This is a genomic window from Halomonas alkaliantarctica (genome assembly GCF_029854215.1).
GTDB classification, from domain to species: Bacteria; Pseudomonadota; Gammaproteobacteria; order Pseudomonadales; family Halomonadaceae; genus Vreelandella; species Vreelandella alkaliantarctica_A.
The window spans coordinates 3,587,606-3,600,649 of the sequence record NZ_CP122961.1 but is presented as its reverse complement, the minus strand read 5'-3'; the positions used below and the strand labels follow the sequence as shown (position 1 = coordinate 3,600,649).

At 56.3% G+C, this 13,044-nt stretch carries 13 protein-coding genes; all 13 read left to right on the top strand.

The features are described 5' to 3' along the window. Window positions 1-72 precede the first annotated feature (72 nt). The 13 genes from QEN58_RS16545 (at window position 73) to QEN58_RS16485 (ending at window position 13,044) form a co-directional block, all read left to right on the top strand. Window positions 73-1,584 carry a sugar ABC transporter ATP-binding protein gene (locus QEN58_RS16545; RefSeq protein ID WP_280104693.1) on the top strand — a complete coding sequence of 504 codons (1,512 nt, stop codon included), beginning with the start codon at window positions 73-75 and terminating at the stop codon, window positions 1,582-1,584. After that, on the top strand, window positions 1,565-2,602 hold the full coding sequence (locus QEN58_RS16540) for an ABC transporter permease (RefSeq protein WP_280104692.1): 1,038 nt from the start codon (window positions 1,565-1,567) through the stop codon (window positions 2,600-2,602). The genes QEN58_RS16545 and QEN58_RS16540 overlap by 20 nt, the downstream gene beginning before the upstream one ends. Before the next feature lie 56 nt (window positions 2,603-2,658). Further along, window positions 2,659-3,624 (top strand): ABC transporter substrate-binding protein, encoded by a 966-nt coding sequence (locus tag QEN58_RS16535; RefSeq protein WP_280104691.1) that lies wholly within the window; start codon window positions 2,659-2,661, stop codon window positions 3,622-3,624. Between the two features lie 74 nt (window positions 3,625-3,698). Then, a complete protein-coding gene (locus QEN58_RS16530) occupies window positions 3,699-4,754 on the top strand; it encodes a sugar phosphate isomerase/epimerase family protein (protein ID WP_280104690.1) in 1,056 nt (351 codons plus the stop codon). Window positions 4,755-4,781: 27 nt separating this feature from the next. Next, a complete protein-coding gene (locus tag QEN58_RS16525) occupies window positions 4,782-5,945 on the top strand; it encodes a Gfo/Idh/MocA family protein (RefSeq protein ID WP_280104689.1) in 1,164 nt (387 codons plus the stop codon). Window positions 5,946-5,987: 42 nt separating this feature from the next. Then, window positions 5,988-6,758, top strand: a complete 771-nt coding sequence (locus QEN58_RS16520) for an SDR family NAD(P)-dependent oxidoreductase (protein WP_280104688.1) — start codon at window positions 5,988-5,990, stop codon at window positions 6,756-6,758. A gap of 220 nt (window positions 6,759-6,978) precedes the next feature. After that, a complete protein-coding gene (locus tag QEN58_RS16515; RefSeq protein WP_280104687.1) occupies window positions 6,979-7,353 on the top strand; it encodes a hypothetical protein in 375 nt (124 codons plus the stop codon). Window positions 7,354-7,606: 253 nt separating this feature from the next. Further along, on the top strand, window positions 7,607-8,731 hold the full coding sequence (locus QEN58_RS16510) for a heparan-alpha-glucosaminide N-acetyltransferase domain-containing protein (protein WP_280104686.1): 1,125 nt from the start codon (window positions 7,607-7,609) through the stop codon (window positions 8,729-8,731). A gap of 56 nt (window positions 8,732-8,787) precedes the next feature. Beyond that, window positions 8,788-9,891, top strand: a complete 1,104-nt coding sequence (locus QEN58_RS16505; RefSeq protein WP_280106955.1) for a serine hydrolase — start codon at window positions 8,788-8,790, stop codon at window positions 9,889-9,891. A 49-nt stretch (window positions 9,892-9,940) separates the two neighbouring features. Further along, window positions 9,941-10,219, top strand: coding sequence for a peptidylprolyl isomerase (locus QEN58_RS16500; protein ID WP_280104685.1), 279 nt, complete (start codon window positions 9,941-9,943; stop codon window positions 10,217-10,219). Between the two features lie 83 nt (window positions 10,220-10,302). Next, window positions 10,303-11,238: an ABC transporter ATP-binding protein gene (locus tag QEN58_RS16495; protein ID WP_280104684.1), complete on the top strand. Its 936-nt coding sequence runs from the start codon at window positions 10,303-10,305 to the stop codon at window positions 11,236-11,238. Beyond that, complete coding sequence (locus QEN58_RS16490) at window positions 11,235-11,996, top strand: ABC transporter permease (protein ID WP_280104683.1); 762 nt, start codon at window positions 11,235-11,237, stop codon at window positions 11,994-11,996. The genes QEN58_RS16495 and QEN58_RS16490 overlap by 4 nt, the downstream gene beginning before the upstream one ends. Window positions 11,997-12,030: 34 nt before the next feature. Next, window positions 12,031-13,044, top strand: a complete 1,014-nt coding sequence (locus QEN58_RS16485) for a nucleoid-associated protein (protein ID WP_280104682.1) — start codon at window positions 12,031-12,033, stop codon at window positions 13,042-13,044.

Genomic DNA, 13,044 nt, shown 5'->3' with positions numbered 1-13,044 from the left:
AAGCATCAACCTAAAGCAATCGATGTGGATAAGCCTCCAACACAATAACAACAGACATTATCAGGTGGCCCCATGCTGTTATCAGCGCGCAAACTCTGCCGCTCGTTTGGTGAAAACCAAGTGTTATTCGACATTGATCTCGACCTGCAGGCGGGCAAAGTGCACGCCCTGCTGGGTGAGAACGGTGCCGGTAAATCGACCCTGGTAAAAATTCTGGCCGGATACCTTCGCCCCACCTCAGGCGAGGTTTTGGTGGGCGGCAGCCAACGGCACTATAGATCCAGCGGTGAGGCGGAATCCGACGGCGTGGTGATGATTCACCAGGAGCTGGCGTTGGCGGAACAGCTCAGCGTAGAGGAGAACATCTTCCTGGGCCGCGAGCTGCGCCGGGGGGTGTTTCTGGATCGGCGGGCCATGCGGGAACAAAGCCGGGCGGCGCTGGAGGAGCTTGAAACCCACGTCGATCCACGCGCCCGAGTGAAAGACTTAAGCACTTCTGATCAGCAGATGGTGGAAATCGCCAAGGCGATCACCCGCGACGTGCGCGTGCTGATTATGGACGAACCCACCGCGACCTTGACGGAAAATGAAGTAAAAGTGCTGTTCGCACTCATCGACCGCCTGCGCCAGCGTGGCGTGGCTATTCTGTATATCTCCCACAAACTGCGTGAAATTGAGCAGATCGCCGACCGCGTGACGGTGCTGCGTGACGGCCATTTGGTGGATAGCGGCCCCATGGCCGGGCGCAGCAAAGAGGAGTTGGCACGACTGATGGTGGGGCGCGAGATCACTGAAATGTACCCACCGCGTACGCATCTCCCCTCTGATGCGCCGGTGGTACTGGAAGCGCGGGATATGGTGGTGCCCGGCGCCGTTAAACAGGCCAGTTTTACTCTGCGCCAAGGGGAAGTGTTGGGATTTGGCGGCATCGTGGGCGCTGGCCGAACCGCGCTGATTGAAGCCGTGCTGGGGCTGCGCGGTAAAAGCGCCGGTCAGGTGCTGCGCAATGGCCAGCCGGTGGTATTGCGCCACCTGCGCGATGCCGTGCACCAGCGAATTGCTTATCTCACCGAGGATCGCAAGGGTAAAGGCTTGGTGCTCAATATGGATCTGCGCTCCAACGTTACGCTGCTCAATTTGCGCGCTCACTGCCATCCATTAATCGACCGCCGCCGTGAAGAGCAGGCCTTTCAACAGGCCATTGAGCGCTTTGATATCCGTCTGCGCACGGCAGTGCGCAACGCTGCCGAACTCTCCGGCGGTAATCAGCAAAAGCTGCTACTCGCCAAGGTGATGTCCATTGACCCTGAAATCGTGATTATCAACGAACCGACCCGGGGCATCGATGTAGGTACCAAGCACCAGATCTATCACTTTATCCATGAATTAACCGAGGCAGGCTGCTCGGTGATATTGATCTCCTCAGAAATGGGCGAGCTGATCGGCCTTTCTCACCGGGTAGCGGTCATGTGCGCCGGGGTGCTCACCGGGGTGCTGGAAGGCGAGCACATTAACGAACACGAAATCATGCAGTACGCATCCGGTATTAAGGGAGTAGAGGTCGATGAGCAGCGTCATGGCTAACAACAAAACGACTGACAAAGCAGCTAACAAAATGATTAAGCAGAAAGGCTTCGCCATAGACCTGAAAACCTGGGGGCCCTTTGTCGCACTGGCGGTGCTTGCGCTACTGGGCGTGCTGATTAATCCGGCTTTTTTGGGCCTGGATAACCTTTCTAACATGCTCACCCGCAGTGCCTTTATCGGCATTATTGCCATCGGCGCCACCTTCGTGATTACCGCCGGCGGGTTGGACCTTTCGGTCGGGGCGATGGCGGCCTTTATTGCCGGGGTGATGATTATTCTAATGAACAGCCTCGTCGAGCAGTTTGGCGCGGGGCTGACCACTGTGCTGTTCGGCGTGGGCGCCTCGCTGCTACTGGGGCTGTGCGCTGGCTTTATCAACGGCATGGTGACCACCAAAGGCAAAATTGAGGCGTTTATCGTCACCTTGGGCACCATGGGGATTTACCGTTCATTGGTAACGTACCTCGCCGATGGCGGCACCCTCACCCTGGACTGGGCAGTGCGCGATATCTACCGCCCGGTGTATTACGGCAGCTTTCTGGGTATCACTATCCCGGTCTGGGTGTTTCTGGCGGTCGCGATTATTGGCTACATCCTGCTCAACTTTACGCGCTTCGGGCGCTACTGCTTTGCCATCGGCTCCAATGAAAAAGTCGCCGAATACAGCGCTATCCACGTCGACCGCATCAAAACCATGACCTACATGCTACAGGGCGTGTGCGTGGCCTTGGCGACGATTATCTATGTGCCCCGGCTGGGCTCTGCATCGGGTGCTACCGGTGTTCTCTGGGAGTTAGAGGCGATTGCCGCGGTGATCATCGGCGGCACCATGTTGAAGGGTGGGCATGGGCGCATCTGGGGCACGGTAGTGGGCGCCATCATGCTTACCATGATTGGCAATATTCTCAACTTGACCGATGCCATTTCCAATTATCTCAACGGGACGGTGCAGGGGATCATCATCATTGTGGCGGTCTATCTGCAGCGTGCATCTTGGAGGAAGACAGGGCCATAAACTCACCAGCTATCAGCGCGCGACATAACAAGTACAAACACGAAAGGAGCATCACTATGCGAACTATCAAAACAGCAGTGAAGACCTGCGTCACTACTGCCGCACTCACTTCAGCAATAGCGCTCTCCGGCGCCGCCGTTGCCCAGGAGTACACCATCGGTGTCTCCATTCCTGCCGCCACCCATGGTTGGACGGGGGGCGTTAACTACCATGCCGAAGAGGCCAAAAAACGCCTTGAGGCGCTCTATCCCGATATCGAGATCACCATCTCTACCGCGGGCACGGCGGGAGAGCAGGCCAATGATCTCGAAGATTTGGTATCGCTGCGCAACATCGACGCGCTGGTGGTGCTGCCGTTTGAGTCTGGGCCGCTGACCGATCCGGTGCGCCGGGTTAAAGCGTCCGGGGTGTTCGTCACCGTGGTGGATCGAGGCCTGACGGAAGAGGGTATCCAGGATCTCTATGTGGCGGGTAATAACCATGAGTTAGGCCGTGTTTCCGGCGAGTACATCCGCGAGCGACTTGATGATCAGGGCGACATTGTGGTGCTGCGCGGTATTCCCACGGTGATCGACGATGAGCGGGTTCAAGGCTTCCAAGAGGCGATCGAGGGCTCCGAGGTCAATATCCTCGATATGCAGCACGCCAACTGGAACCGCGACGATGGGTTTGAAGTGATGCAGGACTACCTATCGCGCTTCGACAATATCGACGCTGTCTGGGCTCAGGATGACGATATCGCGCTAGGGGTCATTGAAGCAGTGCGCCAGGCGGATCGTGAAGACGAGCTGTTTATCGTCGGTGGTGCGGGCATGAAGGACATCATCAAGCGGGTCATGGACGGCGACGAACTGGTGCCGGTGGACGTGCTCTATCCGCCTGCCATGATTGCCACCGCCATGGATCTGACCGTACAGCACTTTGTCTCCAATGGTCCGGTTTTGGGCGAGTACATTTTGGGCTCACCGCTGATCACCCAGGAGAACGCCGAGCAGTACTACTTCCCTGACTCGCCGTTCTGATCTGATCAAAAGGCGCGGGTGAAGTCGCCCGCGCTCCTCTACTCACGACATTTAGATTTCACTGAGAGAGTCCTATGAAAACCATCAAAGGGCCAGCGCTCTTTCTCGCCCAGTTCGCCGGTGACGAAGCCCCCTTTAATAATCTCGACAGCATTGCCGCCTGGGCAGCGGGGCTGGGTTATCAGGGCGTACAGATTCCCAGTTGGGATGCGCGCCTGTTCGATCTCAAACGTGCTGCCGAGAGTCGCACCTACTGCGACGAGATCAAAGGCACCCTGGCCGAACACGGTCTGGCGCTGACAGAGCTCTCCACTCATCTTCAGGGCCAACTGGTCGCAGTACATCCCGCTTACGATGAGATGTTCGACGGCTTCGCGGTACCCGAAGTGCGCGGTAATCCCAAGGCGCGCCAGGAGTGGGCTGTCGAACAGCTAAAATTGGCCGCTCAGGCATCGCAAAACCTTGGTTTAACCGACCACGGCACCTTTTCCGGGTCCTTGGCGTGGCCGTTTATCTATCCCTGGCCCCAGCGTCCGGCGGGATTGGTCGAGACGGCGTTCGACGAGCTGGCGAATCGCTGGCGGCCGATTCTGGACGCCTTTGACGAGGCGGGTGTGAACCTCTGCTACGAGATTCATCCCGGTGAAGACCTCCACGACGGCATCACCTTTGAGATGTTCCTCGAACGGGTCGGCAACCACCCGCGCTGCCACATCCTTTACGACCCTAGCCACCTGATCCTGCAGCAGCTCGACTACCGCGGCTTTCTGGACGTGTATCGCGACCACATTCAGATGTTTCACGTTAAGGACGCCGAGTTTAACCCCAGCCCCAAGCAGGGCGTTTACTCCGGCTATCAGTCGTGGACGGAGCGCGCGGGCCGTTTCCGCTCCTTGGGTGATGGCCAAATCGACTTCAAGTCGATCTTCTCCTGGATGGCGGCCAACGACTACCAAGGCTGGGCGGTGCTGGAGTGGGAGTGCTGCTTGAAGCACCCGGAAGTCGGCGCTCGTGAAGGCGCAACATTTATTCGCGACCACATTATTGAGGTCACCGAGCGGGCGTTTGACGACTTTGCCAGCGGCGGGTCTGACGACGCTGCCAATCGGCGCATTTTAGGCCTTCATTAATGTAACCAAAGGGGAGGGCGATACGACATGAGTAATCAACACGACACGCCGCGTCGGCTGCGCCTGGGCATGGTCGGCGGTGGCCCGGGAGCATTTATCGGTGGGGTGCACCGCATTGCCGCCCGGCTGGATGACCACTACGAACTGGTTGCCGGGGCCTTTGCCTCTGACCCAGAACGCAGCCGGGCCGCCGCCGCAGAACTGCACGTCGCCGCTGATCGCGCTTACCCCGACTACCAAACCATGGCCGAAGGGGAGCGCAACCGGACGGATGGCATTGACGTGGTTGCCATTGTGACCCCCAACCATGTGCACTTCGATGTGGCGAGCACCTTTTTAGAAGCGGGTTTTCACGTCATCTGCGACAAGCCAATGACGATCACTCTGGAAGAGGCGCAAACCCTCGCCGAGCTGGTGGAACGGACGGGGCTGTTCTTCGGCTTAACCCATAACTACTCCGGCTACTCGCTGGTTCGCCAGGCGCGCGCGATGGTGGCCAACGGCGAGCTGGGTGATCTTCGCGTTGTCCAGGTGGAGTACCCGCAAGATTGGCTATCCACACGGCTGGAAGAGAGCGGCGTCAAGCAAGCCGAGTGGCGTACTGACCCCAAACGCAGCGGTCCGGCAGGTTGTTTGGGGGATATCGGCACTCACGCGTATCACCTGGCGCGCTATGTCACCGGGCTGCAGCTGGAATCCCTCTCCGCCGATATGCACACCTTTGTTGAAGGGCGTGCGTTGGATGACAACGTGCATATGTTACTGCGCTTTAAAGGTGGCGCACGGGGCATGCTGTGGTCGAGCCAGGTGGCGCCAGGCAATGAAAACGGCCTGCAGCTACGCGTTTATGGCAGTAAAGGTGGTCTGGCCTGGCGCCAGGAAACGCCCAATCAGCTAGTACATTCGCCACTTGGAGAGCCACCGCGGATCTTGACCCGCAACGGCCCCGGTCTGGGCGAAGCGGCCATGGTGGCTGCGCGCATCCCACCCGGGCACCCGGAAGGCTATCTCGAAGCCTTTGCCCAGCTCTATCGCGATTTCGCCGTGCAAATTCATGCTCATCAGCGTGGTGAGCGCGCCGAGGCGTTGGCGTTGCAAACACCGGGGGTAGCCGACGGTGTCGATGGCCTGACGTTTATTACCCGTGCGCTGGCCTCGTCCGCTGCCGGTGGGCAGTGGGTGGATATGTGAAGAGGCCGCCTAAGATAACAACAATATCAAGAGAGAGCCGCTATGAACCAGCACTTAGCGCGTTATGGGTGCCTTGAGCAGCGAGTGGTCTTTATTACCGGCGGCGGTAGCGGCATTGGCGCTTCGCTTACACGTGCCTTTCATCAGCAGGGCGCGCGGGTGGTGTTTGTCGATATTAACGACGAAGCAAGCGAATCGTTGGTCGCCGAGCTGAGCGCCGCCGCCGGGGAGCCGCCGCTTTACCACCACTGCGATATTCGCGATGTGGAGAGCCTGCAAAAGGTCATCGCCGATACTGGCCAAAACATAGGGCTGATTCATACCCTGATAAACAATGCCGCAAGCGATGATCGACACCGCTGGCAGGATGTCGATGTTGCCTATTGGGATGAGCGCATGTCGCTCAACCTGCGGCCGATGTTTTTTGCCGCCCAGGCGGCGGCTGAACAGATGATCCAGGCAGGCGGCGGCTCGATCATTAACTTCGGCTCGGTCAGCGTGCAGATGGCGCTGGGCGGCTTGCCCGCCTACGTCACCGCCAAGGCGGCGGTGCATGGCTTAACCCGTAGCTTGGCCAGGGATATGGGCGAGCACAATATTCGCGTCAATACGCTGGTGCCTGGGGCAGTGATGACCGAACGGCAGCTTGAAAAGTGGATTAGCCCCGAGGACGAAGCCACTATTCAACAACGTCAATGCTTAAAAATGCGCCTTGCGCCCCAACATATCGCCCCCGCCGCGCTGTTTTTAGCCAGTGTCGAAAGCCAGGCCATTACCGCCCAGGAGCTGGTGGTTGATGCTGGCTGGGCGTAGATAAAGTTGCAGTAAATGATGTGAAAGTGACTTGGCACTAGCGTAGGTGGCTGTGTATATGGTGCGTACAAGATGAAGGTGGAAGTTAGAATTTTGTCTGCAAATACTTGACTGCTACGCTTTTAGTTACTAGTGTAACTGTTGTATAGGAAGAGTAGCTGTTGTACAGGAATGATAGCCCGATGTTCATAATCGGGAATTAAGCTAAATAGGAGATAGCATGATGATGAAGAAGGATTCTTTCAAAAAGTTAGGTATCGTAGGTGTATCTTTTGCTTTGATGGCTAGCCCATTAGCTTTTGCAGATATGCATAATGAGGAAGAGCCGAAAACCGGCACTACGCAAGAGACTGATCTGAATGATGATCAAGGATCTATGACTTCCTCTGAAACAGGTGGTGAAGGTCATGAGGTCACCATTGGTGCTGGAGAAGACGAACCAAAAACAGGCACTACGCAAGAGACTGATTTGAACGAAGACCACGGTTCAATGAACTCCGCCACTGGTGATGTCGATGAAACTATCTCTGGTACTGGCGCAGAATCTGAGCCAGATGTTGGAACTACCGGACAGCCAGCAGCAGATGACAAATAAGACGTTATTATAGGTCTTAATAACTAGTCTCAAATGCCCCGCCCTAGCGGGGCATTTTGCGTTTGCGCCAAGCATTTTTCTGCCTTCAGAACGTTACCCGGCATACTATTTTTTGCTAGCGATCAAAGTTAGGCCATCACAGCCTAGGAGCTAGCAGTGGAAGCCAGTTGGGCTTTGAGTAGGTCTTGCCGCTATGGCGTAACGCATCGATTTGCGTGATGATTTGACCCTTGCACCCCACAAGGATGACTCAATGCCGCTGAAATGGACGCCCTTAAAGTGGACAGAAAAGCCCCAACTGCCCAAGGGCGAGGGCCGCATAGCAGCGATTGATCTAGCCCGTGGTATCGCAATAGGCTTGATGATTGTCAGCCACTCGGTCAGCGGATTAGTGGGTATTCGCAACGTGCCTGATTGGGGCATGGTGCCGATCCATTTTCTGACCAAATTTTCTTCTTCGCTGTTTATTCTGGTCTTTGGCATTGCGCTGGCGGTGGCGTTTCTTTCCTACACTCAAAGCGATGACTGGCCTAAGCGTCGGTTAAAGTTATGGCTACGCGCCGTAGAAGTATGGTTTTGGTATAAGGCGCTGCTGGTCATTGAAATGCTGCCCTTTTACCCGCCCAACGAAATCGTTGATGCCTTGCTCTATGGGCGGTTTGCCATTTGGGTCGAAATCTTAGGCTTCTACGCCATCGCGCTGCTTTGGGTGCCGCTGATGTTGCCACTATGGGCGCGGGCGCCGCTCTGGAGTCGACTTGCCATCATTGGCGCTTTAATCGCGCTAACTATTTGGCTGCAAAGCCTTACGTTTGGCGGCAACGATATTCTGAAGGCGCTGCTGGTCGATCATGAAGACCACTACACCTGGGGGCAAATTAGCCGTGCGCCGATGATTCTCGTCGGGCTGCTTATCGGCGAAGCGCTGCTGCGCTGCTACTTCGACTCCGCCAAACGGCGCCGCTTAGTGCTCACTCTGTTAAGCCTGGGTGCGCTGATGGTGGCGGGATTTTATGCATTGGCATTTGCCAGCGGCGATGTACCTGCGGCGATGCTAGCGGTGGCCAATAATGTCGGCAAACACCCGCCAGGGCTTGGATTTATGCTGTTTAGCGTGGGCGGTGCGCTGATGCTGTTAGCCCTTGCGTTAGCCGGTGGCGCCAAAGCCGCGAAGGCACTTTTGCCGCTGACGATGGTCGGTTCAGATGCCCTTAAAGCGTTTATTTTCCATATTGTGATGATTTTCTTAGTGCTGCGCTTTTTGTGGGAAGGCGAGGGGATGTACACCTATCCACAGGCACTGGGCGTAGGTGGCCTGTTGATACTTGGCGCCGCGGCGTGGATTTGGGTGACCCGCTGGATGGCGAACCATCGTTAAAAGCAATCAATAACTGCTGGAGTGACCAATTGCGACACTGGATACAACGTGGACTAATGGCAGTAGCGCTGCTGGTTGCGCTCCCGATTTACGCAGATGGGTACAATACAAATTGGTACTATGAGGTCGATAAAAAGAGCGCTTGGCAGGGTGATTTAACCGCTCGCTTGAAGGCCATTGAAGGTGTCTTTGAGGGTCAACTGGGCGTTTATGTACAAAACCTCGCCAGTGGCGAAGCGTTTTCATGGCGTGCACATGACCCTTGGTATTTAGCCTCGCTGATTAAAATACCGGTGGCGGCACAGGTACTCGCAGAGCGTCAGGCGGGCACGCTAACACTGGATGATCGGTTAACGCTGGCGCGCAGTGACTTTGTCGATGGCGCGGGCCCTACTAATTGGCACGACCCCGGCACACCTATCTCGATTCGTTACTTGATGGAACAGATGATTACCGTCAGCGATAACACCGCCACCGATATGCTGATTGACCGTGTGGGGCTGGCGGACGTTAACGCGCGCGCCCGTACCATGATCGCCGCAAGCGGCGGTAACCCCGATGAGCTCGGCCCTATCTCAAAGTTGGTCAGCGTACGCCAAGGGGTCTACGGCGAACTCCATCCTGACGCACGAGAACTTGGCGGAATGGATTTTATCGCCCTGCGACAGCACTCGGTGAGCCAGCGCGGGCAGGCGTTAGCGCGCGTGTTAGGCGTTAGCACTGATACTTTCGCTCAGCCTGATTACGACCATGCGTTTGATGCTTACGAAGCCACCGGTGAAAACGTGGGCATCCTAAGCGCCTTTGGCGACCTGCTTGCCAGCCTGCACCCTGCTCGACAAGCAGGTGCCATGGAAGATTTAAATGACGAGCTGCGGCAAACACTGTTGGCGCTGATGCTGCGAACCCGTTCCGGCAAACAGCGTCTTCAGGCGGGTATGGGGAGCGGCATAAGCTTCGCCCACAAAACCGGCACGCAGCAGCGGCGTAGCTGCGATGCCGGTATAGCCGAGCGCACTAACGCGGATATGGCACCAGAAGGCCCTTGGGTGATTGTCACCTGTACTCGCGGGCCAGAGGCGGTAAGCGCTCACGAACGCGCCTTGGCCCGTGTGGGCGAAGCATTGCGTTATAGCGGAGCCCTGGGTAAGGCGTGGTAAACTACCGCCCCGAATGACCCCTTAGAACATCATTAGTTAGGAGTAACCTATGACACGCGCCAGCGCCCGCCACATTTTGGTCAGTAGTGAAGAGCAGTGCCTAGCACTCAAAGAAGAGATTCAAAATGGCCGCGACTTTGCCGAAGTCGCTAAAGAGCACTCCAGTTGCCCCTCCAGCCGTCAAGGTGGCGATCTCGGTAGTTTTGGCCCCGGTCAAATGGTGCCCGAGTTCGATAAAGTCGTCTTTAACGATGAAGTCGGTCAGGTACACGGCCCGGTGAAAACACAGTTTGGCTACCACCTGCTGGAAGTTACCGAACGCACTTAATTTCTCCTATCCAAACGCTCTTAATTGCGCCTAAAAGGCCGTCAAGCGTCGCGGTCATTTGACCGCGGCGTGAGGAGTACGCCTTGAACGATCCGATTATTACGATTAACGGCCTGAACAAAACCTACGAGGGTGGCTTTCAGGCGTTAACCCATATCGACTTAACCATCCAGCGCGGCGAGATATTTGCCCTGCTTGGCCCCAATGGGGCAGGCAAAACCACGCTGATTAGTGTGGTTTGCGGATTGGTTAATCCCACCGCTGGTCATGTGTTGGTAGACGGTTTCGATAATATTACCCACTACCGCCAAGCCCGCGAGCGCATTGGACTAGTGCCTCAAGAGCTGACCAACGAAGCGTTTGAAACCGTCTGGAACACCGTCAGTTTCAGCCGTGGCCTGTTTGGCAAAGCGCCCAATCCTGCACATATCGAAAAGGTGCTCAAGTCGCTGGCGCTTTGGGATAAGCGCAACAACCGGCTCATGACGCTCTCTGGCGGTATGAAACGCCGTGTGCTAATCGCCAAAGCGCTCTCCCACGAACCGCGCATACTGTTTCTGGATGAGCCCACCGCTGGGGTCGACGTTGAGCTGCGCCGGGATATGTGGGAAGTCGTGCGCCAGCTACGCGATAACGGCGTGACGATTATTTTGACTACCCACTACATCGAAGAAGCCGAAGAGATGGCCGACCGTATCGGCGTGATCAATCGCGGTGAGCTGGTGCTGGTGGAAGAGAAAGCCGCGTTAATGAGCAAGCTGGGCAGTAAACAGCTAACCCTGAACCTGCATAGCCCGCTGATAGGGGTACCTGCAAACCTGCAGCGCTTTGAGCTAAGCCTAGCTGCTGAAGGGTATGAGCTGATCTATACCTACGACGGTAGCCAGGAAGAGGATGGTCACGCCATTTCAGAGCTTTTGACTGCGCTTGAGCGAGAGGGCGTCACCTTTAAAGATCTGAACACTCGGCAAAGCTCGCTTGAAGATATTTTCGTTGATTTGGTTAAGGAGCGAGCATGAACCTGCATCCCGTTCGCGCTATTTATATGGCGGAAATGGCGCGTACGCGCCGCACGCTACTGCAAAGCATTGTCTCGCCGGTCATTTCAACGTCGCTTTACTTCGTCGTCTTTGGTGCCGCGATTGGCTCGCGAATCAGTGAGGTCAACGGGGTTAGCTACGGCGCCTTTATTGTGCCGGGGCTGATTATGCTAATGCTGCTCACCCAGAGCGTCTCAAACGCCTCTTTCGGCATCTTCTTTCCAAAATTTTCCGGCAGTATTTACGAGCTGCTGTCGGCACCTATCTCGCATTTAGAGATTGTGATCGGCTACGTGGGGGCGGCGGCCTCGAAATCGATTCTGCTGGGGCTGATTATTTTGGCTACCTCGGGCTTTTTTGTACCGTTGGAAATCGCCCATCCATTCTGGATGCTAACGTTCCTAGTGCTAACCGCCGTCACCTTTAGCCTGCTGGGCTTCATCATCGGCATTTGGGCTGATGGCTTTGACCGGCTTCAGCTGGTGCCGTTGTTAGTGATTACACCGCTGACCTTTTTGGGCGGCAGCTTCTACTCCATCGATATGCTGCCGCCGTTCTGGCAAACCGTTACGCTGGCCAACCCCGTTGTGTACCTAGTGAGCGGCTTTCGCTGGAGTTTTTACGGTATCAGCGATGTAAGCCTTGCCGCCAGTGTGGGCATGATTGCCCTCTTTCTTGTAGCTTGCCTGGTCGCCATTGGTTGGATTTTCCGAACCGGTTATCGCCTTAAGCCCTGACTCTTTTTTAAACCCTGGAAGCTAGTAGACCTTTATGCCACTACTGCAAAGTATTGTGCACCGCCTCGATCCGACGCTTGACGGTGAGCGCCTAACCCTAACCGCTGCACCCCCATCAGAACAGGCTGCGCCCAGTGACGACTCGGTGATGGCGGGCCTGGTGGGCGCGCTCAATGACACCTACAACACCAAGCCGAAAGGCTGGGGGCGCTTTGCCCAAGAGGGCGAGCAGGCAGGGCCGCTTGCCATGTGGCTGCGCGACTATTTGGCGGGTGATAAAAGCTTTGCCGAGCTTTCTGTTGCGCTGGCCGAACGGCTGGCCAAGCAGCTTCAAGAGCAGCTGTCAGTGAGTGGTTACTTAGTGATCAGCCATCAGCGCCAGGGCGATACCGAAACGCTGCTGTTTGCCTTGGTGCACCAGCGCGAAGGGATTGGCATTAACGATGACCATCACGCCGTACCCGCTGCCCAGCTCAATACCAGCCAGCTTACTCTTGCGGCACGCATCAACCTTACCCAGTGGCAGAGCGATGCGCCAAATGCGCAATACGTTTCGTTCCTCAAAGATCGCGGCGGCAAAAAACTCGCCGAGGGCTTGGTTGCCTTGCTGGGTATGGAAGAGGGCGTCGATGCCCCGGCCGAAACCCGCACGCTGCTAAAAGCGTTTAGCGACTACGTTGAGAAAGAGGATTACGACGACGAGGTGAGTCGTGAAAAGACCGACACGCTGGTGGACTACGCCAACGAACAGCTGCGCCGCGGCGAGCCAATGACGCTGGAAGAGCTTTCGGGATTGGTGGACGAACAGCAGCCGAAAGCGTTTTACGACCATATACGCAACGCCGATTACGGGCTCTCGCCGGAGATCCCCCCTGATAAGCGCACCTTGAGCCAGTTCCGTCGCTTTACCGGCCGAGCGGGGGGCGTCTCGATTAGTTTTGATTCCCACCTGTTGGGCTCAAGCATTGAGTACGACGCCGCCCAGGATCGCTTGATTATCAAGCAGGTGCCCAAACAGTTAAAAGAGCAGCTTACCAAGAAGGATTGA